Here is a 26,449-nt window from a genome sequence, read left to right as displayed (position 1 = left end):
GGCGGTCGTGACGGTGCCCTACCGGCCACCGGCCGACGAGGCGGAGGCGCGCCGCGTACAGGAGGAGTTGCGGTTCCGGGTGGACCTGGTCGGGCCCGGCCCGTCCGCGCCCGCGACGGTCGCCGGCCTGGACGTCGCGTACGCGACCAGCGGCGACCGGCTGGCGGCGGCCGTCACGGTCCTGGACGCGACCAGCCTCGCCGTGGTGGACGAGGCGGTGGCCGTGGGGCGGCCGGCGTTCCCGTACGTGCCGGGGTTGTTCGCCTTCCGCGAGATGCCGGCGTTGCTGGCGGCGCTGGACCGGCTCACCGTCCGCCCCGAGCTGCTGGTCTGCGACGGACACGGGGTGGCGCACCCGCGCCGGTTCGGGTTGGCCTGCCATCTGGGTCTGGTGACCGGGTTGCCGGCGATCGGGGTCGGGAAGACCTCGCTGGTCGGCACCTGGACCGGGCCAGGGCCGCGGCGGGGGGAGTGGTCGCCGCTGCGCGACCGCGACGAGGAGGTCGGACGGGTGCTGCGGACGCGGGACGGGACCAGGCCGGTCTTCGTCAGCGTCGGGCACCGGATGGGGTTGGAGAACGCGGTGGAACGGGTAATGGCCCTGACGCCCCGGTACCGGCTTCCGGAGACGACCCGGACGGCGGACCAGCTCTGCCGCCGAGCGCTCGCGGCGGGTGGCGACCGGGGCTGACCGTGGCGGCGTGTCGCGGCACACATGTGGAGCGCTCGATGGGCGGGTGCCCGGGTGGCCGGGTAGTAACCTCACCGGCGGATCCCGTCCGGGACGGAAACGGTGAGGTGGAGATGTCGGTGAGGCGGCACGCGGCGCGCTGGGCCACGGTCGGCGCGTTGCTGGGTGGCCTGGTGGCCGCCCCGGCTTCCCCGGCCCTGGCGGAGGGTGACCGGGTGGGGCTGCGCTCGGCGGCCAGCTTCACCGCCGGTGGGTCACCGGGCGTGGTGGCGATCGAGGTGCGGAAGCGGACCGAGGGCTGCGTCCTGCTGCGTACCGCGCTCGGGTTGCGGGTCGAGGGCCTGCGCGCGGACCAGGTCCGGGTGGAGGTGGCGGTCGGTCGCCGGTGGACGCCGGTGCCGGTCTCCGGCGGCGGGGGCGCGGTCGCCACCGCCCAGGTGGCGGCGGTCGACCGGCCGCTGTGCAAGGGCAAGGGCGCCACGGTGCGTTACCGGGTGGCCTTCGCGGACGGCGCCGTCGGTGGGCGGCTGGAGCTGGCCGGGGAGGCGAGCGCGGCGAACGGCCAGGTGCTCGGCCGGGCCGGCCGGTCGGCCCGGCTGGTGGGTGCGCAGCCCACGCCGAGCGCGAGCCCTTCCCGCAAGCCCTCGCCGACCCCCACGCCCAGCGCGGCAGTGACCACTCCGGCCGAGACGGCGAGCACGTCGCCGGTCGTTGCCGCCGTCGACCCCGCCGCCGCGGCCGACGACTCGTCCTTCGGAGGTTCCATGATCATGTGGTTCGGCATCGGGCTGGTGCTCGTCGGCGCCGCGCTGATCGTCCTGCTGGTGCGGCGCAGCCGCGCGGACCGTTCGGACGCCGTGCCGGCGGCCGACCATCCGCCGGTTCCACTGCCGCGCAGCAGCACCACCTACCGCTCCGGGACGCCGGGGCCCGCCCCGACGGTGTACGGCGGAGCCACGCCGCCCCGGCCGACCGGCAACGTGTACGGGGCGCCGACGGCTGCCGCCCCCACCTCTCCGGCGGCCGGGGACGTGGCCCCCGCCCCCGCCCCGCCGGCCCCCGGGGGCGCGGACGCCACCAGCGTGTTGCCCCGCATGCCGGACTGAGCCGGAACCCGACGGGTCCCCGGGGTTACCGTGACGAAGAGTGATGGCGGCGTGACCCGGTCGCGGGGCCGGTCGCCGGGTGCCGAACGGGGCCCGGTGCCGGGGCCGGTTCGCCGATAAGATCGCGTGCGCCGGACGGCACCGCCGACCGGTGAGACCACATACGTGGAAGGAGCCGCGCCGTGGCCCTGGACCCGCAGTTGCTCGAGATCCTCGCCTGCCCGGACACGCACCACGCCCCGCTCGACTACGACGCGCAGGCGCAGACGCTCACCTGCACCGAGTGCGGCCGCGTCTTCGAGGTGCGCGACGACGTCCCGGTGCTGCTCCTGGACGAGGCGCGCGGCGGTCCCGCCGACGACGCGCGTGGCGGGTCGTCGCGGTGATGGAGGGTACGGCCGGGGTCAGCGGGCACCGGCACGCGGACGAGGCCCTGCTGGACGATCCGGCGCTGCTGTCCGAGCGCGATCCGGGCGGGATGCTGCGGTTCACCGCCTCGGCGGGCGCCCAGGTGCGGGAGTCGGCGGCGCTGGCGGCCGAGGCGAACCTGTCCGTGCTCGCCGACGACGGCCGCCCCCGCGCGGTGGTCATCGCCGGCATCGGCACCGCCGGGCGCACCGGGGACGTGCTGGCGACCGTGGCCGGTCCGCGCTGCCCGGTGCCGGTCATTCCGCACCGCAGCGCCGGCGTGCCCGGCTGGGTGGGCGCGGCGGACGTGGTCATCGCGGTGAGCGCGTCCGGCCGCAGCCCCGAGGCGTTGGGCGCGGCCGAGGCGGCGCACCGGCGCGGGGCCCGGCTGGTCGCCGTCGGCGCGCCGGACTCGCAACTCCAGTCGGTGGCCGAGCGGGCCCGGGCGCCGTTCATCCCGGTGCCCCGGCGCGCCCCGGCCCGGGCCAGCCTCTGGGCGCTCACCGTGCCGGTCCTGCTCGCCGCCCGTACGCTCGGGCTCGTGAAGGTCAACGAGGCGGACCTGGCCGAGACGGCGGCCCGGTTGGACGCCGACGCCGACCGGTGCCGGCCGACCGCCGAGTCCTTCGTCAACCCGGCGAAGTCGCTGGCGCTGGGCCTGTCCGGGTCGATCCCGATCGTCTGGGGCTCGTCCCCGCTGGCCACCGTGGCCGCCCGCCGGTTCGGTGACACGCTGTCCGCCAACGCCCGCTATCCGGTGGTCACCGGCGCGCTGGGCGAGGCCGGCCGAGGTCGGGTGGGCCTGCTCGACGGTGTCTTCGGTGGGCTGGCCGAGGGCGAGCGGGACATCTTCGCCGACCCGGGCGACGACGACCCCGACGGCACCCGGCTGCGGTTGGTGCTGCTGCGCGACGGCGGGCTCAACGCCGACGACGACACAGACGAGCCGCTGGCGGTGGAGGAGCGCCGCGCGGACGCGGTGCAGACGCTCGCCGAGCGGCGCGGGGTGCGCTGCGACGTGGTCACCGCCGAGGGCGGCTCCGCCCTGGAGCGGCTCGCCTCGCTGGTCGCGGTCCCCGACTTCGCCTCGATCTACCTCGCCCTGGCACACGGGCTGGACCCGATGGCCGTACCGGCCGTCACGGAAATGAAGGAGCTGGCAAACCAGTGAGCACGTGCGGCATCGAGCGAGGCGGGGAATGAGCGCAAACGGGGGCACGAAGGCGATCGTCGCCGCCCTGGCGGCGAACCTCGGCATCGCCGTCACCAAGTTCATCGCGTTCCTGCTGACCGGCTCGTCGTCGATGCTGGCCGAGTCGATCCACTCGGTGGCCGACTCCGGCAACCAGGGACTGCTGCTGATCGGCGGTCGGCGGGCCAAGCGGGAGGCGACGCCGCAGCATCCGTTCGGCTACGGCCGGGAGCGCTACATCTATGCGTTCATCGTGGCGATCGTGCTGTTCAGCCTCGGTGGCCTGTTCGCGCTCTACGAGGCCTACCACAAGGCCTCCGACCCGCACGCGATCACGGAGTGGCAGTGGGTGCCGGTGGTGGTGCTGCTGGCCGCGATCGTCATGGAGGGCTTCTCCTTCCGCACCGCGATCAAGGAGTCCAACCTGGTGCGGGGCAAGCAGACCTGGGTCCGGTTCATCCGCCGGGCCAAGGCCCCGGAGCTGCCGGTGGTGCTGCTGGAGGACTTCGGCGCCCTGGTCGGTCTGGTCTTCGCGCTGTTCGGCGTCGGCATGACGTTGATCACCGGCGACGGCATGTGGGACGCCGCCGGCACCGCGATGATCGGTGTGCTGCTGGTGATCATCGCGATCACGCTGGCGATCGAGACCAAGAGCCTGCTGCTCGGTGAGGGCGCGGAGCGCGGCGAGCTGGCCAAGATCGAGCAGGCCGTCACCAGTGGCCCCGAGGTCGAGCGGATCATCCACATGAAGACGCTCTACCTCGGCCCGGAGGAGCTGATGGTGGCCGCCAAGATCGCCGTGCCGGCCTGCGAGAGCGCCGAGGAGCTGGCCCGGGGCATCAACGCGGTCGAGGCGCGGATCCGTCGCGAGGTGCCGATCGCCCGGGTGATCTACCTGGAGCCGGACATCTACAGCGCGGCCGCGGAGCGGGCGGGCACCGGGCAGGCGGCCGACACGGCCGTGCCGGAGGCCGCGACCACCGACGCGCCGGCGGCCGACGAGGTGGCCGGGCGTTCCGGGAGCTGACCGATGGAGTTGTTGCAGGGGCGGATCCGGGACTACGCCTGGGGCTCGCGGACCGCGATCGCCGCGTTGCAGGGGCGACCGGTGCCGAGCGACGGGCCGGAGGCCGAGCTGTGGCTGGGCGCCCACCCGGGCGCCCCGGCCACGGTGGACCGGGACGGCCGTCCGGTCAGCCTGACCGAGCTGCTGGTCGCCGAGCCGGGGCACTGGCTCGGCGAGCGGCTGGTCGGCCGGTTCGGCACCCGGCTGCCGTTCCTGCTGAAGGTGCTGGCCGCGGACGCGCCGCTGAGCCTGCAGGCCCATCCGGACGCCGAGCAGGCGCGGGCCGGGCACGCGGCGGACGTGGGGCGGGTCAACTACGTCGACCCCTACCACAAGCCGGAGCTGCTGGTCGCGCTCTCGGAGTTCGACGCGCTCTGCGGCTTCCGTGACCCGGCCGAGTCGGCGGCGGCGATCGCCGCGTTCGGCGTACCCGCGCTGGAGCCGGTGGTGGCCGCGCTGCGCACCGGGCCGGCGGGCCTGCGGGAGGCCGTACGCGCGCTGCTGAGCTGGCCGGACGCGGAGCGCGCCGGGCTGGTGGCGGCCGTGTCGGCGGCGGCCGCCGGCTCGACCTCGCCGGACGCGGCGCTGGTGCGGGCGCTGGCCGTCGGCTATCCGGCCGACCCGGGCGTGGTGGTGGCGTTGCTGCTGCACCACGTCCGGCTGGCGCCGGGCCAGGCGATCTGGATGCCGGCCGGCAACCTGCACGCCTACCTGCGCGGCACCGGTGTGGAGATCATGGCGGCCAGCGACAACGTGCTGCGCGGAGGGCTGACCCCGAAGCGGGTCGACGTGGACGAGTTGGTGCGGGTGCTGCGGTTCGAGGTGCTGGCCGACCCGGTGGTGCGGCCGGAGCCGGTGGCGCCCGGCGTGCTGACCTGGCCGGTGCCGGTGGAGGATTTCGCTCTGCACCGGGTGGAGGTGGCCGTCGGGTCGCCGGGGGTGCGACTGACGCTGCCCGGCCCCCGGGTGGTGCTCTGCCGGTCCGGCAAGCTGACCGTGGACGACGGGGTCGGTGTGGTGACGCTCGGCGCGGGCCAGGCGGCGGTCGGTACGGCCGCGGGCGGCCAGTTGGCGCTCGGCGGGGACGGCGAGGCGTTCGTGGCCACCTGCGGCCTGCGCTGACTGGAGCAAGTCCGACTTTCCCGAAACGCTTGACGGGGCGGTTGCTCAGTGTGACTCTATGGGTACGCAGCGTTGTCGCGACGAAGGTCCGGGGACGCGCGGGGAACCAAACCGGGGGGATGCACGGGGCGGCCGGGCCGTGGGCGGAAAGTCCGCTCACGACCGACCGCCCCGTGCGCTGTCCGCCGCCCGCCCGCCGTCCCCGTGCGCCAACCGGCACCGGGTGAGCGGGCCCACGCGCGTAAGGTGGAAGGCTGCGCAGCACTTCCTTCGACAGGAGCTTCCATGACCAGCACCCTTCCGGCGGCCACCAGCGGCTCGTCGTCCGGCGCCCGGCCGAGCACCCTCGCCGAGGGCGACTACAAGGTGGCGGATCTGTCGCTCGCCGCGTTCGGGCGTAAGGAGATCCGGCTCGCGGAGCACGAGATGCCCGGCCTGATGGCGATCCGGCGCGAGTTCGCCGAGGCCCAGCCGCTCGCCGGCGCCCGCATCACCGGCTCGCTGCACATGACCGTCCAGACCGCCGTCCTGATCGAGACCCTGGTCGCGCTCGGCGCGCAGGTCCGGTGGGCGTCCTGCAACATCTTCTCCACCCAGGACCACGCCGCAGCGGCGATCGTGGTCGGCCCCGAGGGCACCCCCGAGGCGCCGGCCGGCGTCCCGGTCTACGCCTGGAAGGGCGAGTCCCTGCCGGAATACTGGTGGTGCACCGAGCAGGTGCTCGCCTGGCCGGACGGGCAGGGCCCCAACATGATCCTCGACGACGGTGGCGACGCCACCCTGCTCGTCCACAAGGGCGCCGAGTTCGAGAAGGCCGGCGTCGTGCCGCCGGTCGAGTCCGCCGACTCCGAGGAGTACGCGGTCATCCTCGAGCTGCTGCACCGCTCGCTCGGCGAGGACAACCAGCGCTGGACCCGGATCGCGGCCGGCATCAAGGGCGTCACCGAGGAGACCACCACCGGCGTGCACCGGCTCTACGAGATGCACCGCGCCGGCACGCTGCTCTTCCCGGCGATCAACGTCAACGACTCGGTGACCAAGAGCAAGTTCGACAACAAGTACGGCTGCCGCCACTCGCTCATCGACGGCATCAACCGCGCCACCGACGTGCTGATCGGCGGCAAGATGGCCGTGGTCATGGGCTACGGCGACGTGGGCAAGGGCTGTGCCGAGTCGCTGCGCGGCCAGGGCGCCCGCGTCGTGGTGACCGAGGTCGACCCGATCTGCGCGCTCCAGGCGGCGATGGACGGCTACCAGGTCGCCACGCTGGACGACGTGGTCGAGCAGGCGGACATCTTCATCACCGCGACCGGTTGCTTCGACGTCATCACCAACGAGCACATGGCCCGGATGAAGCACCAGGCCATCGTCGGCAACATCGGCCACTTCGACAACGAGATCGACATGGCCGGCCTGGCGAAGCGCAGCGACGTCACCCGGGAGAACATCAAGCCGCAGGTCGACGTGTGGCGCTTCGACGACGGCCACTCGATCATCGTGCTCTCCGAGGGCCGCCTGCTGAACCTGGGCAACGCCACCGGCCACCCGAGCTTCGTGATGTCGAACTCGTTCGCCAACCAGACGATCGCCCAGATCGAGCTGTTCACCAAGACCGACGAATACCCGATCGGTGTCTACGTGCTCCCCAAGCACCTGGACGAGAAGGTCGCCCGGCTGCACCTGGACGCGCTCGGCGCCAAGCTGACCACGCTCACCAAGGAGCAGGCCTCCTACCTGGGCGTCTCGCCGGAGGGCCCGTTCAAGTCGGACCACTACCGCTACTGAGTCCCACTTTCCGGAGGGGACCGGGGTCGGCCGCCGCGCGGCCGCCCCGGTCCCTTTCGCGTACGCGGGTGGTCCGGCGGGTGTCGGGCATCGGTCGACCAGGGTGACGTTGCCCTGAACAACTTGACGCCACCCCTGGATCAGGAGCAAGGTATGGCTGCCCTAAGTTAACTGAGGCATGCCTGACCGACTACGGAGTAACCGATGTTCGCCACGTACCTGATCGGCCTGCGGGAGGGCCTGGAAGCGACCCTGGTGGTCAGCATCCTGGTCGCCTTCCTGGTGAAGTCGCAGCGGCGTGACCGTCTGCCCCAGGTCTGGGCCGGTGTCGGCGCGGCCGTGGCGCTCTCCGTCGTCTTCGGCTCGCTGATCCAGTACACCTCCACCTCGCTGCTGCGCACCTCCGAGTCGCGGGAGTTCTTCGAGGCGGTCACCTCCGTCGCGGCCGTGGTCTTCGTGACCTGGATGATCTTCTGGATGCGCAAGGCCGCCCGCTCGATCGCCGGTGAGCTGCGCGGCAAGCTGACCGAGGCGCTGGCCGTCGGATCGCTGGCGGTGGCCGGCATGGCGTTCCTCGCGGTGGTTCGGGAAGGGCTGGAGACCGCGCTGATCTTCTACGCCGCCGCCGAGAGCGTGGCCGGCGGCACCGGCGCGGGCTCGCTGCTCGCCCTGATCGGCGGCATCGTCACCGCCGTGGTGATCGGCTTCGGGCTCTACCGCAGCGCCCTGAAGATCAACCTGAGCCGGTTCTTCACCTGGACCGGCGCGCTGCTGATCCTGGTCGCCGCCGGCATCCTCAAGTACGGCGTGCACGACTTCCAGGAGGCCGGCGTGCTGCCCGGCCTGAACAACCAGGCCTTCGACATCTCCGCCACGCTGGACCCGAACGCCTGGTACGGCGCGCTGCTCGCCGGCATGTTCAACATCACCGCCGCGCCGACCGTGCTGGAACTGGTCGCCTGGGTGGCGTACGCCGTGCCGGTCCTCGTGCTCTTCCTGCGCAAGCCCACCCAGCCGCCGAAGCCGGCCGCCCAGCCCGTGCGGCCCACCCAGCCGGCTCAGCCCGTCGAGCCGGCCCAGCCGGCCGAGCCCGCCGCGACCCCGGCCGAGCCCGCGCCGGCCGACGCCGCCGTTCCGTCCCCGCGCGCCTGACCGGCCCGTTTCCGAGGAGACCCCGCACCGATGCGTACCACTCGATTCGTCGCGCCCGCCGCTGCCGGGCTGCTCGCCGTCGCCGGACTGGCCGGCTGCGGCGGCGGTGACGACACCGACGCCACGGCCGGTGGGCCGATCGCGGTCAAGGCCACCGACACCGCCTGCGAGGTCGGCAGCACGGAGATCGACGCCGGCCAGGTGACGTTCAAGGTGACCAACACCGGCTCCAAGGTCAACGAGTTCTACGTCTACGCCGCGGGTGACCGGGTCATGGGCGAGGTGGAGAACATCGCGCCGGGGCTCAGCCGCGAGCTGCGGGTCGAACTGCCCGCCGGCACGTACGAGACCGCCTGCAAGCCGGGCATGAGCGGCCGGGGCATCCGGGGCGCGCTGAAGGTCAGCGGCACCGCCGCGAGCGTCGCCCCCGACGCCGCGCTGACCCAGGCCACCGCCAGCTACCAGCGCTACGTGCAGAGCCAGACCGCCGCGCTGCTGACGAAGACCGAGGAGTTCGTGGCCGCGGTCAAGGCCAACGACGTGGCGAAGGCGAAGGCGCTCTACCCGGTGGCCCGCACCTACTGGGAGCGGATCGAACCGGTGGCGGAGAGCTTCGGCGACCTCGACCCGAAGATCGACGGCCGCGAGGAGGTCGTCGAGGAGGGTATGGAGTTCACCGGCTTCCACCGGATCGAGAAGGACCTCTGGACCAGCGGTGACGTGAGCAAGGACGGCCCGATCGCCGACCAGCTCCTGGTCGACGTCAAGGCGATCGTGGCCAAGGCCAACGCCGAGAAGCTCACCCCGCTCCAGCTCGCCAACGGCGCCAAGGCCCTCCTCGACGAGGTCGCCAGCGGCAAGATCACCGGCGAGGAGGAGCGCTACTCGCACACCGACCTCTGGGACTTCAACGCCAACCTGGAGGGCTCGAAGGCGGCCGTCGCCGCGCTCCGCCCCGCCCTGGAGCAGCGCGCGCCCGACCTGGTCAAGCAGCTCGACAGCGAGTTCGCCAACGTCGAGGCGGCGCTCGGCAAGCACCGCGCCGGCGACGGGTGGAAGCTGCACACCCAGCTCAGCAAGGCGGAGCTGAAGGAGCTGTCGGACAGCATCAACGCGCTGGCCGAGCCGGTCAGCAAGGTCGCGGCGGCCGTCGCCCGATGACCACGCCGACCGGTGGCGACGCGACGCGCGAGCCGAACAGCCAGCAGGCCGCTCGGGGGGTCTCCCGTCGACGGGCGATGACCCTGGCCGGTGTCGGGGTGGCCGGCGTCGCCGGTGCGGCCGCCGGCGCCGGCGCGCTGCTCGCCGGTGGCGACCGGGCGTCGGCCACCGAGACGGCCGCCGGGGCGGTCCCGTTCCAGGGCGAGCACCAGGCCGGGATCACCACCCCGGCGCAGGACCGGCTGCACTTCGTCGCGTTCGACGTGGTCACCAAGGACCGGGACCGGTTGGTCGCGATGCTCCAGGAGTGGACCGCCGCCGCGGCCCGGATGACCGCCGGCAAGGACGCCGGGCTGATCGGCGCCGTCGGCGGCATGCCGGAGGCCCCGCCCGACGACACCGGCGAGGCGCTCGGGTTGCCCCCGTCCCAGCTGACCGTCACCGTCGGTTTCGGCGCGTCACTGTTCCGGGACGCCCAGGGCCGGGACCGGTTCGGCATCGCCGACCGGCGGCCCGCCGCGCTGGCCGAGCTGCCGCACTTCGCCGGCGACGCGCTCAAGCCGGAGCTGTCCGGCGGCGACATCTGCGTCCAGGCCTGTGCCAACGATCCGCAGGTGGCGGTGCACGCCATCCGCAACCTGGCCCGAATCGGCATGGGCGTGGTCAGCGTCCGCTGGTCGCAGCTCGGCTTCGGGCGTACCTCGTCGACCTCACGCGACCAGGCGACGCCGCGCAACCTGTTCGGGTTCAAGGACGGCACCGCCAACCTCAAGGCCGAGGACGCCGGCCTGCTGCGCGAGCAGCTCTGGGTGCAGCCCGGCGACGGCCCGGACTGGATGGCCGGCGGGTCCTACCTGGTCACCCGCAAGATCCGGATGCTGATCGAGACCTGGGACCGCAGCCCGCTGGCCGAGCAGGAGATGATCACCGGCCGGACCAAGGGCAGCGGCGCGCCGCTGGGCAGGCGCGACGAGTTCGACGAGCCGGACTTCGCCGCGAAGGGCGACGACGGTCAACCGGTCATCGCGGAGAACGCCCACGTGCGGCTCGCCCACCCGGACCAGAACGACGGCGCCCGGCTGCTGCGGCGCGGCTACAACTTCGTGGACGGCTCCGACGGGCTGGGCCGGCTCGACGCCGGGCTGTTCTTCATCGCCTACCAGCGGGACCCGCGCAAGCAGTTCGTGCCGATCCAGACCCGGCTGGCCCGCAACGACGCGATGAACGAATACCTGCGGCACGTCTCCAGCGGCCTGTTCGCCTGCCCGCCGGGCGTGCGCGACGCGGCCGACTGGTGGGGGCGCGCGCTGTTCTCCTGAGCCGGCTCAGCGGCGTACCGGACCGGGCCCGGCGGGTTCCGGGGCGGCGCGCCGCAGTGCGGCCGGGGGTGGCGTGGCCGGCGCCGGGGCCAGCTCCGGCCAGAGCGTCGCGGTCACCGCGCGGGCGCGACCCAGCCGGTACGCGGCCCGGCGCGCCCGCTCGGCCAGCACGGCGGTCAGGTACGCCCACTCCGGCGCGGCCCACGGCGGCGGCGGCGACGTCACCCCGGCGACCTCCGCCCACAGTTCCCGGCCCAGCCGGACCCGGTCCGGCGCGGCGAGCTGGTGCAGCCGGTCCAGGTACTGCCGGACGGCCAGCGCCAGCGTGTCGTCCACCCGGGTCAGGTCGAGCGTGCCCGCCCAGCCGACCAGCGGCGGCGCGGCCGGCGGCAACGGCCGCCACACCCCGGTGGCCCGGGTGTGCACCACCAGCGTGCCGGCCACCAGGTCACCCAGTCGCCGGCCACGCGGGTCGGTGAGCATCACCGTCACGCTCGCCGCCCAGCTCAGCAACGGCAGCACCAGGCCGGGCCACTCCACCGCGACCCCCACCAGGGCCCGGGTCAGCGACTGTCCCACCCCGACCGGGCCGCCGTCGGCGCGGACCACCCGCAGGCCCACCGCCAGCTTGCCCACCGTCCGGCCGCCGACGAACCGCTCCATCACCACCGGGTAGCCGACCAGCACCAGCACCACGAGCACGACCTGGAGCCCGCCGGCCAGGGCGGCGTCCACCACGTCCCGGGGGAGGGTGAGCACCAGCAGCGACAGCGCCGCACCGAGCACCAGCGCGAGGCCGACCTGGACGACCAGGTCGATCAGCAGGGCGAGCACCCGCGAGCCCAGCCGGGCCACCCGGACGTCCAGCTCCACCGCCTCGCCGCTGACCAGACCGGCGTCGGCCCACCGGGGCGGTGGGGGAGGTTGCGCGCGCACCCCGACAGTGAACACCATGGACGCCTCACGGGGGAGGACGAGTGGATCTCGACGCGTACGTGGCGGAGCACGGCGCCGAGTGGCGGCGGCTGGAGCAGTTGACCGGCCGACGTCGCCTGGACGCCGCCGAGGTCGACGAGCTGGTCGGGCTCTACCAGCGCACCGCCACCCACCTCTCCGCGGTGCGCAGCCGGGCCCCCGAGCCGGCGCTGGTGGGGCGCCTGTCCCACCTGGTCCTCGCGGCCCGCGCCCGGATCACCGGCCGCCCCCGGCCCTCCTGGGCGGCGCTGCGCCGGTTCCTGCTGGCCGACCTGCCGGCCGCGCTCTACCGGGCCTGGCCCTGGTGGTGCGGCGTCGCCACCGGGTTCAGCGCGCTGACCGTCTTCCTCATCTGGTTCGTCGCCGGCCACCCGGACACCGCCGCCGCGTTCGTCGGCGCCGAGTCGGCCCGGCAGCTCGTCGACTCCGGCTTCGCCGGCTACTACACCGAGTTCGCCGCGCCGACGTTCGCGTTCCACCTGTGGACGCACAACGCCTGGCTGGCCGCCCAGTGCCTGGCCGCCGGCGTGCTGGTGGTGCCGGTGTTCTGGCTGCTGTGGCAGAACGCGCTGAACATCGGCGTGGTGGGCGGTGTGATGGTCTCCTACGGCCGGGCGGACGTCTTCTTCGGGATGATCACGCCGCACGGGTTGCTGGAGCTGACCGGCATCTACGTCGCCGCCGGGGTCGGGCTGCGGACCGCCTGGGCCTGGATCGCCCCGCCCGCGCACCTCGGGCGCGGCCGGGCGGTCGCCGAGGCGGGCCGGGCCGCCATCGTGGTCGCCGCCGGGCTGGTCGGGCTCTTCGCCGTGTCCGCGCTGCTGGAGGCGTTCGTCACCCCGGCGCCGCTGCCGATGCCGGTCCGGGTGGCGGTCGGCGCCGCGGTGTGGGCGGCGTTCCTGGCGTACGCGCTGGTGCTGGGCCGGCGGGCGGTCAGAGCTGGCCGAGGGACTTGAGTCGCAGGTAGGTGTCGGCGACGCTGGGGGCGAGCCGGTCGGCGGCCACGTCCACCACGGTCACCCCGTGCCGGGACAGGGCGGCGCGCACCCGGTCCCGTTCGGCGAGCGCGCGCCAGGCCGCAGCGGCCGTGTACGGGTCGTCCGGGCCGGTCGGGGTGGCCGTGGTGAGCCCGGTCAGCACCGGGTCGTGGGTGGCGGCCAGCACCACCCGGTGCCGGGCGGCCAGCCGGGGCAGCACCGGGAGCAGTCCCTCCCGCAGCGCCCCCGCGTCCAGCGCGGTGAAGAGCACCACCAGGCTGCGCTGCCGTTCCCGGCGCAGCACCTCCGCGGCGATCAGCTCGAAGTCGGTCTCGACCAGCGCCGGCTGGAGCGGCGCCATCGCCTCGACCAGCCGGGGGAGCAGCGCCGGTCGGCCGCTGCCGGTCACCCGGGCGCGCACCGCGGTGTCCACGGCGAGCAGGTCCACCCGGTCGCCGGCCCGGGCGGCCAGCGCGGTCAGCAGCAGCGCCGCGTCGATCGCGGTGTCCAGCCGGGGCTCGTCGCCGAGCCGGACCGCCGACGTGCGACCGGTGTCCAGCACGCAGACCAGCCGCCGGTCGCGCTCCGGTCGCCAGGTGCGGACGAGCACGTCGGCGCGGCGGGCGCTGGCCCGCCAGTCGATCGACCGCACGTCGTCGCCGACGGCGTACTCGCGCAGGGTGTCGAACTCGGTGCCGTGCCCGCGCCCCCGGGTCACCTGGACGCCGTCGATGATCCGGAGCCGGGCCAGCTTCTCCGGCAGGTGCTTGCGGGAGTCGAACCGGGGCAGCACCCGCAGCGTCCACGGTGGCGTGGCGGGACGTTCGGCACGCTGCCGGAAGCCCAGGCGCATCGGCCCGAGTGAGCGTACGGTCAGCGCCACCGCCGGCCGGTCGCCGCGCCGCGTCGGGGTGAGGCGGACCGGCAACGTGGCCGTGGCGCCCGGCGCGACGGTGAGCACCCGGCCCGGGGACAGCTCGGGCCGCGCCCCGGCGGAGGGCACCCACGCGTCGCGTACCTGGGCGTGCAACGTCGCGTCGGTGGGGTTGGTCAGGTGCAGGGTGACCGTGGCGGTGCCGCCGAGCCGGACGGTCCGGTCGCCGGCGCGGGTCACGGTGAGCGCGTGCGGCGGGGCCGCGAGGAGCCGGTCGACGGCGACCAGCAGCAGCACCGCCGCGGTCAGCACGGCGACGCCGAGGAACGGGGCCGGCCAGACCGGCAGCGTCGCCGCGCCCGCGGCGAGCAGCAGACCCGCCCGCCAGGTCATCGCGGGGTCGGCACGGTGGCCAGCACCGAGTCCAGCACGGCGTCCACGGTGACGCCCTCCAGCTCCACCTCCGGGCGCGGGCGCAGCCGGTGCCGCAGGGTGGGCCGGGCCACCGCCTTCACGTCGTCCGGCGTGACGTGGTCCCGTCCGGCCAGCCAGGACCACGCCTTCGCGGTGGCGAGCAGCGCGGTGGCGCCCCGGGGCGAGGCGCCCAGCTCCAGGGCCGGGGCGACCCGGGTGGCGCGGCAGAGGTCCACGATGTAGCCGAGCACCGGCTCGGCCACGTGCACCGCGTGCGCCTCCGCCCGGGCGGCGGCCAGGTCGGCCGCGCCGGCCACCGGGCGTACGCCGGCCGCACGCAGGTCGCGCGGGTCGAAGCCGGCGTGGTGCGCGCGCAGCACGCCCAGTTCCTCGTCGCGTTCGGGCAGCGGCACGGTCAGCTTGAGCAGGAAACGGTCGAGCTGCGCCTCGGGCAGCGGGTAGGTGCCCTCGTACTCGACCGGGTTCTGGGTCGCCGCCACGATGAACGGCTCGGGCAGCGGGCGGCGCCCGCCCTCGACCGAGACCTGCCGCTCCTCCATCACCTCCAGCAGCGCCGACTGCGTCTTGGGCGGGGTGCGGTTGATCTCGTCGGCGAGGAGCAGGTTGGTGAAGACCGGCCCCTCCCGGAACGTGAACGCGGCGGTACGCGGGTCGAAGATCAGCGAGCCGGTGACGTCGCCGGGCATCAGGTCGGGGGTGAACTGCACCCGCTTGGAGTCCAGGTCGAGCGCGGTGGCCAGGGTGCGCACCAGCAGCGTCTTGGCCACGCCCGGCACGCCCTCCAGCAGCACGTGCCCCCGGCACAGCAGCGCGATCACCAGGCCGGTGACCACGGCGTCCTGGCCGACGACGGCCTTGGCCACCTCGGCGCGCAGCCGGTGCAGGGCGGCCCGCGCCTCGGACGGGGCGGTGGGCGACGCGGCGGCGATGACGGGTCCGGTCACCGGGGTTCTCCTTCGCTCGGATGCGGGGCCAGGGTACGGGTGAGCGTGTCCAGGTCGCGGCTCAGCGCCAGCAGCTCCCGGTCGTCGCCCGGCTCGGGGCCGTACAGCAGGTCGGTCATGTGCTCGGGGTCGCCGCCGACGGCGGTGGCGATCCGGGCCGCCACCTCGTCGTCCGGCGTGTCGGGCGGCAGGTTGAGCCGGGGCAGGATCCGGTCCAGGGCGGCCCGGCGCAGCGTCCCGGCGACGGTGTCGCGCGCGCCCGCCCGGCGGTAGAGCCGGGCCCGGCCGCGCACGGTCTCGGCGGACCGGACGGTCACCGGCAGCGGCTCCGCCACCGGCGGGCCGAGCCGGCGGGCCCGCCAGAGCACCACCAGCAGCCCGGCCACGGCGAGCTGCACCAGGATCGCCCAGAACCACTGCGGGAAGGCACCCCAGAGCGGGTTGTCGCGATGCGGCGGGTCGGCCCGGTCGGGGCGCTCGGTCCGCTCGGGGCCGCTACCGGTCGGCGGCGCGCCGGTCTCGCGCTCCCCGGGTACGCGGGACCGGGTCGGCGCGGGCGCCGGGCCGGGCAGGTCCAGCCAGACCAGCGGGCGGCCGCCGCCGAGCAGACCGGTGGCGAGGTCCTCGTTGCCCCACTCGGCGATCCGATCGTTGCGGAACGGGTCACTGGCCCCCACCAGCACCACCTCGGTGCCGCTGGGGATCCGGAGGAGCGCGCCGCCGTAGCAGCGGTCGGCGGAGTCCGGGCCCGCGTACCGCTGGTGGTCGACGGCGGCGGTGCCGGCGCGGATCGCCTCGGGCAGCCGGCAGGTGTCGTCGCCGCCGTCCGGCGGCACCGCGCGGGTGGCCCAGCGGCGGGTGGTCGGCTCGGCCGGGGCGTGCAGTTCGACCAGGACCCGGCGGGACGGATCGACCAGCACCAGCCGGCTGCCGGGGGGCAGCGCGGTCAGGCCGGCGAGCGTGTCCGGGTGGACCAGGTCCGGGGCGGGCACGAACAGCGTGCCGGGCGCCGCGCGGGCGGTGCGCAGCGCGGCCTCGACGTCGGTCTCCCGGCGCACCGGCACCCCCTGCGCGCGCAGCGCCTCGGCGAGCCGGCTGCCGCCGTCGTCGCCGGTGGCGACGGGGGAGAGGAAGCCGCGCTCGTCCGGGTCGGGCTGGTCCACCGCGTGCAGCACCAGGGTGGCGACGATCAGCAGGACGGCCAGCCCGAGCGGGACGAGGAGGCGGTGCCGCCGGCGTGGCGGGGCGGTGGGGCGTTCCGGGGCCCGGGTGTCGGTCACCGCTCCTCCTCGCCGGTCAGCTCGCGGCGCAGGTCCGCGGCGAGGTCGCGCATCCGGTGGTCGTGGGTGGCGGTGGCCGGGCGCTGGGCGTACCAGAGGTCGGAGAAGATCGTGCCGGCGGCGTGCAGGGTGGGCCGGACCGTCGGCCGGACCCGGGCCGCGGCCTCGGTCAGCTCGATGACGGTCAGCCCGGCCCGTGGCTCCACCAGCCGTCGGGAGACCAGGAGCCGGACCATCTCCCGCAGCCGTTCCCGGACCGCCTCGGCGTACCGGCCCTCGGCGGCCAGCCGGTCCGCCAGCCCGGCGTCGGCGGCCGGCGCGGGTGGCGCGGCCCGGGGGGCGGGCACGCGCGCCGCCGGCAGGTCCGGCCGGCGGCGGGCGCGGCGGCGCGGGCGGACTCGGCGGAGTCGGGGCAGCCGCAGCCGCCACCGCAGCCGGGGCAGCCGGAACCGGGGCACTGCCGGCCGGGGCAGCCGGCGGGGCACCCACGTCGGGAAGTAGTACCAGGCCAGCGCCGTCGCCAGCGCGGCGGCCAGCAGGATCAGCACGACCAGCGGCAGGGCGACGACGTCACCGAGCGCGGCGACCGCCTCGGTCCACCACCGGCTCACCGCGGTGCCGCCAGCAGCACGGGCTCGGGTACGCCGGCCGGCGCCCGGGAGAGCCGGATGTCCAGCCCCTCGGTGCGCATCCGGGTCTCCAGGTGCAGCACCGCGTCCAGGCAGGCCAGCGCCGGGTAGGCGAGCGCGTTCACCGCGACCTGGGCGGCCACGGCCAGCGGCAGCGCCCACGCCGACACGTCGAACAGGCCCAGCAGACCGAGCCCGTACGGGACGCCCAGCCCGATGCCGACGCGGACCAGCCACCAGCCGAGGTAGCCGAGCAACCGGATGCCGGCGGCGCGACCGCCGAGGCGCCCGGCCAGCCGGACCGCCCGCCCCGCCGCCCGGTGCGCCGGCACCCCGTCCAGCACCAGCGCCGGCACGACCAGACCGAGCAGCCCGTACGCCACGAACCAGGCCGGTCCGGCCAGCCCGGCGGTGCCGACGGCGAGCCCGACCGCGGCCGCCGCCAGCAGGGTCGCGCCCGGACGGGCCGCGCGGAGCACCTCGGCCGGGCCGGGGCGACGGCCCAGCAGCGCGGCCGCCCCGCCGCGCGCGGCCGGATTGCCCAGCAGCGCGACGATCGCCGCCTCGGTGCCGGCGCCGACCGCGAGCAGCAGCCAGTACCAGCCGAAGCGTTGCTGGTCGGTGGGCCACCAGCCGGGCGGGTGGACGTCGGCCAGCGTCCGCAGCGGGTACAGCAGGGCCTGCTCGGCCAGGGCCAGCGCCACGGCGAGCGGGAGCAGCACCCGGGCCTGGTCGCGCAGCAGCAGCACGGCGGCGTCGAGCAGCTCGCCGACGGTCAGCGGGCGGCGCGGGAGCACCGCGATCGGGCCGGCGTCGGGCACGCGTACTCCTGGGCGGGCAGGGTAGAGGTGGCGGGCGACGCGGCGCCCGGGGGATCATGGTTGCACGACGGGTCGGCATCCGGTTGACCCGTCCGCCGCGGCACGCCACGCGGGGCGGCCACGCCGTCGGCTGTGGTGCGCGGGCCCGCTCGGCGCTACCGTGCCGGTGAAGACGCCGAACCCTCCGAACGAACGGGGATGGAACGATAAACCCCATGAGAGCCCGGGTACTCGTGGTCGACGACGACCCCGCCCTCGCCGAGATGCTCGGCATCGTGCTGCGCAGCGAGGGCTTCGTGCCGTCCTTCGTCGCGGACGGAGAACGCGCGCTGGCCGCGTTCCGCGACAGCCGGCCCGACATCGTCCTGCTCGACCTGATGCTGCCCGGCATGAGCGGCATCGACGTGGCCCGCGCGATCCGGTCCGAGTCCGGCGTGCCCATCGTGATGCTGACCGCCAAGAGCGACACCGTCGACGTGGTGCTGGGGCTGGAGTCCGGCGCCGACGACTACGTGGTCAAGCCGTTCAAGCCCAAGGAGCTGGTGGCCCGGATGCGGGCCCGGCTGCGCCGCGGCGAGGACGTCGCGCCGGAGCTGCTCACCATCGGGCCGCCGGGCAACCAGATCACCATCGACGTGCCGGCGCACACGGTCAGCCGGGACGGCGAGGAGGTGAAGCTGACGCCGCTGGAGTTCGACCTGCTGGTCGCGCTCGCCCGCAAGCCGCGCCAGGTCTTCACCCGCGAGGTGCTGCTGGAGCAGGTGTGGGGCTACCGGCACGCGGCCGACACCCGCCTGGTCAACGTGCACGTGCAGCGGCTCCGGGCCAAGATCGAGCCGGATCCGGAGCGACCCGAAATCATCCTGACCGTCCGGGGCGTGGGCTACAAGGCGGGCACCGGATAGCCTGGTCAGCACTGTGGTGACCACCCCGCTGCCCGACCCGCCGACCGCGCCCCGCCGGCCATCCGCCGCGTGGGCGCTGTGGCGCGTCCTGGCCGGCCGGTCGGCGCGGTTCGCCGCCGGTGTGCACCAGGCCTGGCGGCGCTCGCTCCAGGTCCGCGTGGTCACCATCACACTCGTGGCGTCGAGTCTGCTGGTGGGCGGTTTCGCCTACCTGATCGCCGACAAGATCACCAACATCCTGCTGGAGAACGCCGAGACCGACGTGCGGGCCCGGCTGAGCAACGGCAGCGAATACGCGGCGAAGCAGTTCAACCTCTACAGCCAGCCGCAGGAGGCGCAGCTCCAGGACACCATCGACGGCACGGTCAACTATCTGGCCGGCGGTGACCCGGCGCAGACCAGCGGGGTGGTGGTGGCGATCACCGCCGACAACTTCGCCGAGTTCATCGAGCCGCGCACCTCACCGGACGTGCCGGTGCGCCCGGTGATCGGCGACGAGCTGCGGGCCGCCGTCTCGTCGGGCAAGGTCGCCCACCAGATCCGCACCGGCACGCTCGGCGGCGAGCGGACCAAATACCTGGTCTACGGCTCCCCGGTGCCGACCCGGTTCGGGCAGGTCGAGCTCTACTACCTCGTACCGCTGGCCCGGCAGGACAGCACGGCGGCCGACGCCCGGGCGACGGTGGTCGCCACCGGCGTCGCGCTGGTGCTCCTGCTCGGCCTGCTGGCGGCCCTGGTCACCCGCCTGGTGGTGACCCCGGTCCGGGTGGCCGCGCGCACCGCCCAGCGCCTCTCCGCCGGCCTGCTCGACCAGCGCATGGTGGTCTCCGGCGAGGACGACCTGGCCCTGCTCGCCGCCTCGTTCAACCAGATGGCGACCAACCTGCAACGGCAGATCCTCCGGCTGGAGGAGATGTCGCGGCTGCAACGCCGGTTCACCTCGGACGTCTCGCACGAGCTGCGCACCCCGTTGACCACGGTCCGGATGGCGGCCGACCTGATCTTCGCGGAGCGGGACGAGTTCGACCCGGCGGTGGCGCGCAGCGCCGAGCTGCTCCAGGCCGAGCTGGACCGGTTCGAGGAGCTGCTCACCGACCTGCTGGAGATCAGCCGGTTCGACGCCGGCTTCGCGGTGCTGGACAGCGAACCGACCGACCTGGTGCCGGTGGTGCACCGGGTGACCGAGCGGCTGGCCGGGCTGGCCGAGCGGGTGGGGGTGACCATCGAGCTGGAGCTGCCGGACACGCCGGTGATCGCCGAGGTCGACCCGCGCCGGGTCGAGCGGGTGCTGCGCAACCTGGTCGGCAACGCGGTCGAGCACGGCGAGGCCAAGCCGGTGCGGATCACCCTGGGCATGGACCAGAGCGCGGTGGCGATCACGGTGCGGGACCACGGCGTCGGCCTCAAGCCGGGCGAGGAGAAGCTGGTCTTCAACCGGTTCTGGCGCGCCGACCCGTCCCGGGCCCGGCAGACCGGGGGCACCGGCCTGGGCCTGTCGATCAGCCTGGAGGACGCCCGGCTGCACGGCGGCTGGCTGGAGGCGTGGGGCGCGCCGGGGCAGGGCGCGCAGTTCCGCCTCACCCTGCCGGCCCGGGCCGGGGACCGGCTCACCACCTCACCGCTGCGGCTGGTGCCGGCCGACGCCACCCTGCCGTTCGGCGGCCCGCGCGACGGCGGCCTGCTCGCCATCGGCCCGGGCAGTGGCGCCGGGGCGTTGGCCATCGGCCCCGCCGACACCGACAGAGCAGAGGTGGCCCGATGACGGCGCGTCGCCTGCTTGCGGTGCTGCTGGCCGGCGTGCTGCTTCCCGCCGGTCTGGTCGGGTGCGGCATCCCGGCCGAGACGGACGTCCAGGTCGACGGCTCGGTGCCCGCCGCCGAGGCCGGCTCGCTCAACGGCAGCCCGGCCTCGCCGCCCGCGCCGGGCGACAGCGACGAGCCGGTGCCGTTCATCGAGAACTACCTGCGCGCCGCGGCCGCCGGGGAGCGCGACCAGGCATACACCCGGGCCCGGTCGTTCCTCGCCGAGGAGGCCCGCGACCTGCTGCCCGGCAAGCCGCAGACCAGCGAGGTCGAGCTGACGGTGGTCCGGCTCCGGGCCAAGCCGGAGAGCACCCCGGCCAACCCCCAGGGCATCTTCACCGTGACGATCAAGGTGCAGCAGGTCGGCGTGCTCCGCGCCGACGGCACGCTGGGGCCGCCGGGGGCCACCGAGACCGACTACACGTTCCAGCTGCGCCGGGCCGGACCGGCCGGGACCGGGCTGCTGATCACCGAGCTGCCGAACGTGCTGCTGACCACGGACACGGCGCTGCGCGAGTACTACCGGTCGCGCACCGTCTACTTCTGGAACTCGGACCTGACCCGCCTGGTGCCCGACCTGCGCTACCTGCCCTCGTCGGTGCCGGCCGAGCGACGGGTCACCGAGGTGGTGAAGTGGCTGGCCGGCGGTCCGTCCGACTGGTTGTCCCCGGGGGTGACCGGGCTGCCCGACGGCACCCGGCCGATCAACAACGCCACCGGGCAGGACTCCCAGTGGGAGGTCAACCTGACCATGCCGGGGGCCAACGAGCAGCGGCTGGCCCGGCTGGGCACCCAGTTGGCGTGGTCGTTGCCCGAGCTGACCGGGCAGCTCGACCTGAAGATCCAGAACCAGAAACGGTTCAGCGTCGACCTGCAACGGGAACGCGCCACCCATCCCGCCTACCCGCGTGGCGCGGCCCCGACGCGGTTCAGCGTCTACGACGCCGCCATCCACCCCCTCGCCATCGGCGACGAGCGGCGGGAGGCCGTCCCGTTGCCGGCCGCGCAGAACCGTAACGTGGTCTCCGCGTCCCTGGCCCGGGCCGACGACCAGGTGCTCGCCGCGCTGGTGGTGACCGCGTCGGGACGGCAACGGCTCAAGGTGGGCACCGGTCCGGCGCCCGTCGCGGTGTTCACCGCCGGTCCCACCACCTTCCGCTCGATGAGCCGACCCACCTGGCTGCGCTCCCTGGACAAGGACCGCGCGACGGGCCTGGTGGCGGCCGACGGCAAGCTGTACCGGTTCGACGGGACGGCCCGGACGAGCCTGGTCCCGCTGAACGTCTCCGGGAACGTGGTGGCGGTGGCGGGGTCCCTCGACGGCCACCGGATCGCGCTGGTCAGCGGCGGCGTCGTCTACGTCGCGCCGGTCAACGTCGAGGGTGGCGTGGTGACCCTGGGGCAGCCCCGGGCGCTGCCCACGCAGCTCACCGGCGTGACCGCGGTCGACTGGATCACCGAGAACGAGCTGGTCGTCGCCGGCAACGACCCGGACCGGCGATCGGCGATCCACCAGCTCACCGTGGACGGCGCCTGGGAACCGCCGCTGGCCTCCGAGATCGGCGCGCCGGTGACCCAGTTGGCGGCGTATCCCGGTGGTGGGGACAGCGGCCTGCCGGCGCTCTCCTTCATGTTCGAGACGAACGGCGGCGCCTGGCGCAACAACCCGATCGACTTCGTCACGCCGGAACAGGTGCTGGACGTGCCGGCGGGCGGTCGGTCGGCCAACCCGACCGCGCCCTTCTTCCTCTTCTGAGGTCACGGTGCCGGACCTGGGCGGGCTCTGGGCGGACCTGACCGACCTGGTGCTGCCCGCCGGGTGCGCCGGCTGCGCGGCGCGCTCCCCGGGGCTGCGACGGGGCTTCTGCCCGCGCTGCGTGGACGAGCTGGAGTCGTTGCGTCCCGCGCCGACCCGCCCCGATCCGGCCCCACCGGACCTGCCGCCCTGTGTCGCCCTCGGGCCGTACGGCGGCGCGTTGCGCGAGGGGCTGCTGGCGTACAAGGAACGGGGTCGGCACGGGCTGGCCCGGCCGCTGGGGGCGTTGCTGGCCGAGGTGGTCGCCGAGGCCGTGGGGCCGCCCGGCCCGGTGACGCTGGTGGCGGTGCCGGACACCGCCCGCGCGGCCCGGGCCCGCTACGGCGACCACCTGGAGCGGCTGGCCCGCCCGGCGGCGGCCCGGCTGCGCGCGGCCGGCTGGCCGGTCCGCGTGCTGCGGCCGTTGCGGGCGCTGCCGCGCCCGGACTCGGTGGAGCTGGACAGCGCCGGTCGGGCGGCCGCGGCGTACGCCGCGTTCCGGCTGCGGCGTACGGTCCCCGCGGTCGGCGCCGTGGTGCTGCTCGACGACATCGTCACCACCGGGGCCACGCTCGCGGCGGTGAGCCGGATATTGCACCGCGCGGGAATGACGCCAAAGGCCGCGGCGGTGCTCGCCGCAACGCAAAAGCGGCGGCTTCGGTGACGCTTCGTGTATCCGTTTCACCCCATGGTGTATGAGCTGTTAAATTTCGCGACCGCCTTCGGCAACCGGGGGTGACGGGTGGCCGAACAGGAGTTAGCGTTTCGGTGTCGGGGGTAGTGAGGATGCCAACCTTCCCCCGGCACTGGAAGGAGGCGTAGCCGTACACCACCGGTGGACGCCGAGCGGGGCCCTCCCCGGGTGCGTCGACCGGAAGATCCGGACCGAACGACCGTCCGAACAAGGGAGGTCACGTGGACATCGTGGTCAAGGGCCGTAACGTCGAAGTGCCGGACCATTACCGGGTGCACGTAGCCGAGAAGCTCGCGAAAATCGAACGCTACGACCACAAACTCATTCGCGTGGACGTCGAGTTGTTCCACGAGCGCAATCCGCGCCAGGCCGACCACTGCCAGCGGGTGGAGATCACCTGCGTCACGCGGGGTCCGGTGATCCGGGCCGAGGCCTGCACGAACGACTTCTACAGCGCGCTCGACGCCGCCATCGCCAAGCTGGACACCCGGTTCCGCCGGGCGGCCGACCGCCGCCGGGTGCACCGCGGGCGGCACGCGCCGCTCTCCGTGGCCGCCGCGACCGCCGGTCTTCCGGTGGCCGACCTGGACGGGCCCGGCCTGGCGGTGCTGAACGGCCACGGTGCGGCCACCGCCGTCGCCGACCGTCCGGACGAGAGCGACTTCGAGGAACCCGACGACCAGCCGTGGCACATCGCCCGGGAGAAGGTCCACCCCGCCGAGCCGATGACCGTCGACGACGCGCTGTTCCAGATGGAACTCGTCGGGCACGACTTCTACCTGTTCCAGGACAAGGAGTCCGGCCGCCCGAGTGTGGTCTACCGCCGGCGCGCGTACGACTACGGCATCATCTCGCTCGGCACCTGACCCCTTGACCGGACGAGTGGGGCCCCGCGCTCGCGGGGCTCCACTCACTCTCCGTCCGTGGCCAGTCGGCCGAAGATCACCGAATCGGTACGGGTGCCGTTCACGCCGGGCAGCCGCCCGCGCAGCAGCCCCTCCCGCCGGAAGCCGGCCCGTTCCAGCACCCGCTGGGAGGCGACGTTCTCCGGCCGCGTGCCGGCCCAGAGGCGGGCCACCCCGACGTCGAACGCCCACCCGGAGACCAGCCGGACCGTCCGGGCGGCCAGCCCGCGCCCCCGCGCCTCGGGCAGCAGGCTGTAGCCCAGCATGGCCTGGCCGGTCGCCGGCTCGTCGTGGACGAGGGCGCAGCCACCGACGAACGCGCCGGTCACCGCGTCGAGGATCGCCAGGTCGGCGGCGTCGCCGGCCAGCCAGTTGCTCGCCGCGAGCCGGCAGCGTCGGGCGACCGCCTCCCGCTCCGGGGGCACCGGCGGCACCCGGTTCGCCACCACCTCCGGCAGCGTGTGCAGGCGGTGCAGCGCGTCCGTGTCCGCCGGTTCCACCCGGCGCACCGTCACGACGCCGTCGGTGAGCCGGCCGTCGGGCAGGTCCGGCAGCGGGCGGGCGGTCGGCCCGGGCGGGTCGTCGGCCAGCCGCACCCAGGCGACCAGGTCGTGACGTGCGCCGGCGAGGCCCGCACCCGCCGCCCGGCGCACCCCCTCGTGCCGGTAGCCGCAGGCCAGCGCGATGCGCTGGCTCGGCACGTTCTCCGCGCGGGTGAGCAGCTCCAACCGGCCCGCCCCGGCCGCGAACGCCTGCTCACTCAGCAGCCGGGTGGCGGCGGTCGCCACGCCCCGGCCGCGTGCCGACGGGCCCACCCAGTAGCCGATCTCGTACGTCGCCCGCTCCGCGCTGAGCCGGGTCAGGCCGATGCTGCCGAGCAGCCGGTCGGTGGCCGGGTCGGCGATCGTGTAGGCGGCTCCGCCGGCTGCCCGGGCCGCCGGTGCGCCCTCGGTGATCCACCACCGGGCGGCGTCGGCGTCGTACGGGTCGGGCAGGAAGGGCATGAACCGGCGGGACTCCGGGTCGGTCAGGCCGGCCACCGTGCCGGGTACGTCGGCCGGAGCGCACGGCCGCAGCCGTACCCCGTACCCCTCGATCGTCTCCGGGGTCATGTCAGGTCTCCCGCCAGCAGCCCGCCGACCCACACGTCGTGCCGCTCGCCGCGGTGCTGGACGCCGCCGCGCAGCGTGCCCTCGACGGTGAAGCCGGCCTTCTCGGCCGCCCGGCGGGACGCGGTGTTCCCCACGTTGGCCCGCCACTCGACCCGGGCCAGGCCGAGCGTGGTGAAACCCCAGGCGCAGACCGCGGTGAGCGCGGCCGGCAGGTAGCCCCGACCCCGCGCGTGCGGGGCGGTCATGAAGCCGACGTCGGCCACCAGCGGGTCGCCAGGGAGGATCCGCAGGTCGAGCGAGGCGACGTAGCGGTCCTCCGGGTCGGCCACCGCGAACGTCGCGGCGGTGCCGCGCGCCCACGCCGGGCGCACCAGGTCGCGCAGGAAGCCCTCGGCGTGTTCGGGCCGGTAGGGGTGCGGCACCGTGGTCCAGCGCACGGTCTGCTCGTCCTGGCAGGTGCGGGTGACCTCGGCCAGGTCCCGCTCCTCCAGCGCGCGCAGCCGCAGCTCGGTGTCGCCGGCGGTGGTGAACAGGACGGGCTGCGGGCGGCCGAAGACCGCCGCCCGGCGGGCCTGGAGCGTGTCCGGACCGTACGGGACGGGATCGCCCGGCGCGGCCAGATCGGCCGGCAGGAGGGAGCCGATCCACCCCTCCGGGCGGCCGCCCTCCGCCGGCTGGGCCAGCCGCAGTTCGCCCTCGACCCGGAAGCCGGCCCGCAGCGCGACCAGCCGGGACGCGTGGTTGCCGATCTCGGCCTGCCAGGTGATCCGGCGCAGCTTGAGCGCGTCGAAGGCCCAGCGGGCCACCGCCCGGACGGCGCGGACCGCGACGCCCCGTCCCCGGGCCCACGGCGCGGTCCAGTAGCCCACCTCGCCCGAGTCGAGCGCGTGGTCGACGGAGACCAGACCGCACGAGGCGAGCAGCTCGCCGGTGGCCGCGTCGCGGACCGCGAACGGCGCTCCGGTGCCCTGCGCCCAGGCGGTGGCGCTGATCGTGGTCACGAACGCGACGGCGTGTTCGGGCAGGTACGGGCGAGGTACGGTGGTCCAGCGCCGGATGTCCGGATCCTGGCAGGCCCGGTGCACCGCGTCGGCGTCCGTGGCCCGCCAGGGGCGTAGCAACAGCCCGTCCTCGATGATCTCCACAGGCTCCATCCGAGCCATCGTGCCGGATCGTTCGCCGACGGCGTAACCCGATTGGCGGCCCTCGGCGTGCGGTCGCGGCGTTATGTCGGGTTCGCAGACCCGGACCACCGCCACCAGTGACCATCGCCGCGCCGGAACGCCTACGATGGTTCGA

The 26,449-nt window shown here is 74.9% G+C and carries 24 protein-coding genes; 16 read left to right on the top strand and 8 right to left on the bottom strand.

Annotation, left to right across the window (positions count from 1 at the left end; all coding sequences use genetic code 11):
- The first annotated feature begins 7 nt into the window (after window positions 1-7).
- The 10 genes from nfi to efeB all read left to right on the top strand — a co-directional run bounded on the left by nfi (window position 8) and on the right by efeB (window position 11,002).
- Complete coding sequence (gene nfi, locus GA0070622_RS28365) at window positions 8-691, top strand: deoxyribonuclease V (RefSeq protein WP_091584165.1); 684 nt, start codon at window positions 8-10, stop codon at window positions 689-691.
- Between the two features lie 113 nt (window positions 692-804).
- Window positions 805-1,797 carry a hypothetical protein gene (locus GA0070622_RS28360; RefSeq protein ID WP_091584162.1) on the top strand — a complete coding sequence of 331 codons (993 nt, stop codon included), beginning with the start codon at window positions 805-807 and terminating at the stop codon, window positions 1,795-1,797.
- 182 nt (window positions 1,798-1,979) lie between these two features.
- Window positions 1,980-2,183: a Trm112 family protein gene (locus GA0070622_RS28355; protein ID WP_091581643.1), complete on the top strand. Its 204-nt coding sequence runs from the start codon at window positions 1,980-1,982 to the stop codon at window positions 2,181-2,183.
- Window positions 2,180-3,376: an SIS domain-containing protein gene (locus GA0070622_RS28350; protein ID WP_091581640.1), complete on the top strand. Its 1,197-nt coding sequence runs from the start codon at window positions 2,180-2,182 to the stop codon at window positions 3,374-3,376. The genes GA0070622_RS28355 and GA0070622_RS28350 overlap by 4 nt, the downstream gene beginning before the upstream one ends.
- Before the next feature lie 28 nt (window positions 3,377-3,404).
- Window positions 3,405-4,424 (top strand): cation diffusion facilitator family transporter, encoded by a 1,020-nt coding sequence (locus GA0070622_RS28345; RefSeq protein WP_091581637.1) that lies wholly within the window; start codon window positions 3,405-3,407, stop codon window positions 4,422-4,424.
- A gap of 3 nt (window positions 4,425-4,427) precedes the next feature.
- Complete coding sequence (manA, locus tag GA0070622_RS28340; RefSeq protein ID WP_091581632.1) at window positions 4,428-5,585, top strand: mannose-6-phosphate isomerase, class I; 1,158 nt, start codon at window positions 4,428-4,430, stop codon at window positions 5,583-5,585.
- 285 nt (window positions 5,586-5,870) lie between these two features.
- Window positions 5,871-7,370, top strand: a complete 1,500-nt coding sequence (gene ahcY / locus GA0070622_RS28335) for an adenosylhomocysteinase (protein WP_091581628.1) — start codon at window positions 5,871-5,873, stop codon at window positions 7,368-7,370.
- 204 nt (window positions 7,371-7,574) lie between these two features.
- On the top strand, window positions 7,575-8,522 hold the full coding sequence (gene efeU, locus GA0070622_RS28330; protein ID WP_091581625.1) for an iron uptake transporter permease EfeU: 948 nt from the start codon (window positions 7,575-7,577) through the stop codon (window positions 8,520-8,522).
- A 30-nt stretch (window positions 8,523-8,552) separates the two neighbouring features.
- On the top strand, window positions 8,553-9,683 hold the full coding sequence (gene efeO / locus GA0070622_RS28325) for an iron uptake system protein EfeO (RefSeq protein ID WP_091581622.1): 1,131 nt from the start codon (window positions 8,553-8,555) through the stop codon (window positions 9,681-9,683).
- Window positions 9,680-11,002 (top strand): iron uptake transporter deferrochelatase/peroxidase subunit, encoded by a 1,323-nt coding sequence (gene efeB, locus GA0070622_RS28320; RefSeq protein WP_091581618.1) that lies wholly within the window; start codon window positions 9,680-9,682, stop codon window positions 11,000-11,002. The genes efeO and efeB overlap by 4 nt, the downstream gene beginning before the upstream one ends.
- Before the next feature lie 6 nt (window positions 11,003-11,008).
- Here the strand turns inward: efeB and GA0070622_RS28315 are convergent, their stop codons facing one another.
- The gene (locus GA0070622_RS28315; protein WP_091581614.1) at window positions 11,009-11,956 is read right to left on the bottom strand and encodes an RDD family protein; all 948 of its coding nucleotides are present in this window, start codon (window positions 11,954-11,956) and stop codon (window positions 11,009-11,011) included.
- A 23-nt stretch (window positions 11,957-11,979) separates the two neighbouring features.
- Between GA0070622_RS28315 and GA0070622_RS28310 the strand changes: the two genes are divergently transcribed.
- Complete coding sequence (locus GA0070622_RS28310; protein WP_091581611.1) at window positions 11,980-12,933, top strand: stage II sporulation protein M; 954 nt, start codon at window positions 11,980-11,982, stop codon at window positions 12,931-12,933.
- Here the strand turns inward: GA0070622_RS28310 and GA0070622_RS28305 are convergent.
- From GA0070622_RS28305 to GA0070622_RS28285, 5 genes are read right to left on the bottom strand one after another with little or no spacing between them, the layout of a single operon-like run.
- Window positions 12,911-14,221: a DUF58 domain-containing protein gene (locus GA0070622_RS28305; protein ID WP_091581606.1), complete on the bottom strand. Its 1,311-nt coding sequence runs from the start codon at window positions 14,219-14,221 to the stop codon at window positions 12,911-12,913. The two genes, GA0070622_RS28310 and GA0070622_RS28305, sit on opposite strands and share 23 nt — an antisense overlap.
- On the bottom strand, window positions 14,218-15,207 hold the full coding sequence (locus GA0070622_RS28300) for an AAA family ATPase (RefSeq protein ID WP_091581603.1): 990 nt from the start codon (window positions 15,205-15,207) through the stop codon (window positions 14,218-14,220). Before GA0070622_RS28300 ends, GA0070622_RS28305 begins: the two co-directional genes overlap by 4 nt.
- Window positions 15,204-16,487 carry a DUF4350 domain-containing protein gene (locus tag GA0070622_RS28295; protein ID WP_091581597.1) on the bottom strand — a complete coding sequence of 428 codons (1,284 nt, stop codon included), beginning with the start codon at window positions 16,485-16,487 and terminating at the stop codon, window positions 15,204-15,206. Before GA0070622_RS28295 ends, GA0070622_RS28300 begins: the two co-directional genes overlap by 4 nt.
- Window positions 16,484-17,098, bottom strand: a complete 615-nt coding sequence (locus tag GA0070622_RS28290) for a DUF4129 domain-containing protein (protein WP_091581593.1) — start codon at window positions 17,096-17,098, stop codon at window positions 16,484-16,486. The genes GA0070622_RS28295 and GA0070622_RS28290 overlap by 4 nt, the downstream gene beginning before the upstream one ends.
- On the bottom strand, window positions 17,095-17,937 hold the full coding sequence (locus GA0070622_RS28285; protein WP_091581589.1) for a hypothetical protein: 843 nt from the start codon (window positions 17,935-17,937) through the stop codon (window positions 17,095-17,097). Before GA0070622_RS28285 ends, GA0070622_RS28290 begins: the two co-directional genes overlap by 4 nt.
- 215 nt (window positions 17,938-18,152) lie before the next feature.
- On the opposite strand from GA0070622_RS28285, the gene mtrA reads away from it, so the two are divergent.
- The 5 genes from mtrA to hpf all read left to right on the top strand — a co-directional run bounded on the left by mtrA (window position 18,153) and on the right by hpf (window position 23,999).
- Entirely contained in the window at window positions 18,153-18,842 is a 690-nt protein-coding gene (mtrA, locus tag GA0070622_RS28280) for an MtrAB system response regulator MtrA (RefSeq protein ID WP_091581585.1), read from the top strand.
- 88 nt (window positions 18,843-18,930) lie between these two features.
- Entirely contained in the window at window positions 18,931-20,604 is a 1,674-nt protein-coding gene (gene mtrB, locus GA0070622_RS28275; RefSeq protein ID WP_396837172.1) for an MtrAB system histidine kinase MtrB, read from the top strand.
- On the top strand, window positions 20,601-22,400 hold the full coding sequence (locus GA0070622_RS28270) for an LpqB family beta-propeller domain-containing protein (RefSeq protein WP_091581580.1): 1,800 nt from the start codon (window positions 20,601-20,603) through the stop codon (window positions 22,398-22,400). The genes mtrB and GA0070622_RS28270 overlap by 4 nt, the downstream gene beginning before the upstream one ends.
- A gap of 7 nt (window positions 22,401-22,407) precedes the next feature.
- Window positions 22,408-23,103: a ComF family protein gene (locus GA0070622_RS28265; RefSeq protein ID WP_091581577.1), complete on the top strand. Its 696-nt coding sequence runs from the start codon at window positions 22,408-22,410 to the stop codon at window positions 23,101-23,103.
- A 251-nt stretch (window positions 23,104-23,354) separates the two neighbouring features.
- Window positions 23,355-23,999, top strand: a complete 645-nt coding sequence (hpf, locus tag GA0070622_RS28260) for a ribosome hibernation-promoting factor, HPF/YfiA family (protein ID WP_091581574.1) — start codon at window positions 23,355-23,357, stop codon at window positions 23,997-23,999.
- Between the two features lie 44 nt (window positions 24,000-24,043).
- Here hpf and GA0070622_RS28255 read toward each other — a convergent pair whose 3' ends face one another.
- Window positions 24,044-25,150, bottom strand: a complete 1,107-nt coding sequence (locus GA0070622_RS28255) for a GNAT family N-acetyltransferase (protein WP_091581569.1) — start codon at window positions 25,148-25,150, stop codon at window positions 24,044-24,046.
- The gene (locus GA0070622_RS28250) at window positions 25,147-26,304 is read right to left on the bottom strand and encodes a GNAT family N-acetyltransferase (protein ID WP_091581565.1); all 1,158 of its coding nucleotides are present in this window, start codon (window positions 26,302-26,304) and stop codon (window positions 25,147-25,149) included. Before GA0070622_RS28250 ends, GA0070622_RS28255 begins: the two co-directional genes overlap by 4 nt.
- Between the last annotated feature and the right edge of the window lie 145 nt (window positions 26,305-26,449).

The sequence above is a fragment of the Micromonospora sediminicola genome, from assembly GCF_900089585.1.
GTDB lineage: Bacteria > Actinomycetota > Actinomycetes > Mycobacteriales > Micromonosporaceae > Micromonospora > Micromonospora sediminicola.
Note: the sequence above shows the minus strand (reverse complement) of the source record. Positions and strands in the feature narration are given on the sequence as shown.

Coding starts and splice junctions, on each gene's coding strand:
- GA0070622_RS28360 (WP_091584162.1), top strand. CDS start 805: ATGTCGGTGAGGCGGCACGCGGCGCGCTGGGCCACGGTCGGCGCGTTG.
- GA0070622_RS28345 (WP_091581637.1), top strand. CDS start 3,405: ATGAGCGCAAACGGGGGCACGAAGGCGATCGTCGCCGCCCTGGCGGCG.
- manA (WP_091581632.1), top strand. CDS start 4,428: ATGGAGTTGTTGCAGGGGCGGATCCGGGACTACGCCTGGGGCTCGCGG.
- ahcY (WP_091581628.1), top strand. CDS start 5,871: ATGACCAGCACCCTTCCGGCGGCCACCAGCGGCTCGTCGTCCGGCGCC.
- efeU (WP_091581625.1), top strand. CDS start 7,575: ATGTTCGCCACGTACCTGATCGGCCTGCGGGAGGGCCTGGAAGCGACC.
- efeO (WP_091581622.1), top strand. CDS start 8,553: ATGCGTACCACTCGATTCGTCGCGCCCGCCGCTGCCGGGCTGCTCGCC.
- efeB (WP_091581618.1), top strand. CDS start 9,680: ATGACCACGCCGACCGGTGGCGACGCGACGCGCGAGCCGAACAGCCAG.
- GA0070622_RS28315 (WP_091581614.1), bottom strand. CDS start 11,956: ATGGTGTTCACTGTCGGGGTGCGCGCGCAACCTCCCCCACCGCCCCGG.
- GA0070622_RS28305 (WP_091581606.1), bottom strand. CDS start 14,221: ATGACCTGGCGGGCGGGTCTGCTGCTCGCCGCGGGCGCGGCGACGCTG.
- mtrA (WP_091581585.1), top strand. CDS start 18,153: ATGAGAGCCCGGGTACTCGTGGTCGACGACGACCCCGCCCTCGCCGAG.
- GA0070622_RS28270 (WP_091581580.1), top strand. CDS start 20,601: ATGACGGCGCGTCGCCTGCTTGCGGTGCTGCTGGCCGGCGTGCTGCTT.
- GA0070622_RS28255 (WP_091581569.1), bottom strand. CDS start 25,150: ATGACCCCGGAGACGATCGAGGGGTACGGGGTACGGCTGCGGCCGTGC.
- GA0070622_RS28250 (WP_091581565.1), bottom strand. CDS start 26,304: ATGGAGCCTGTGGAGATCATCGAGGACGGGCTGTTGCTACGCCCCTGG.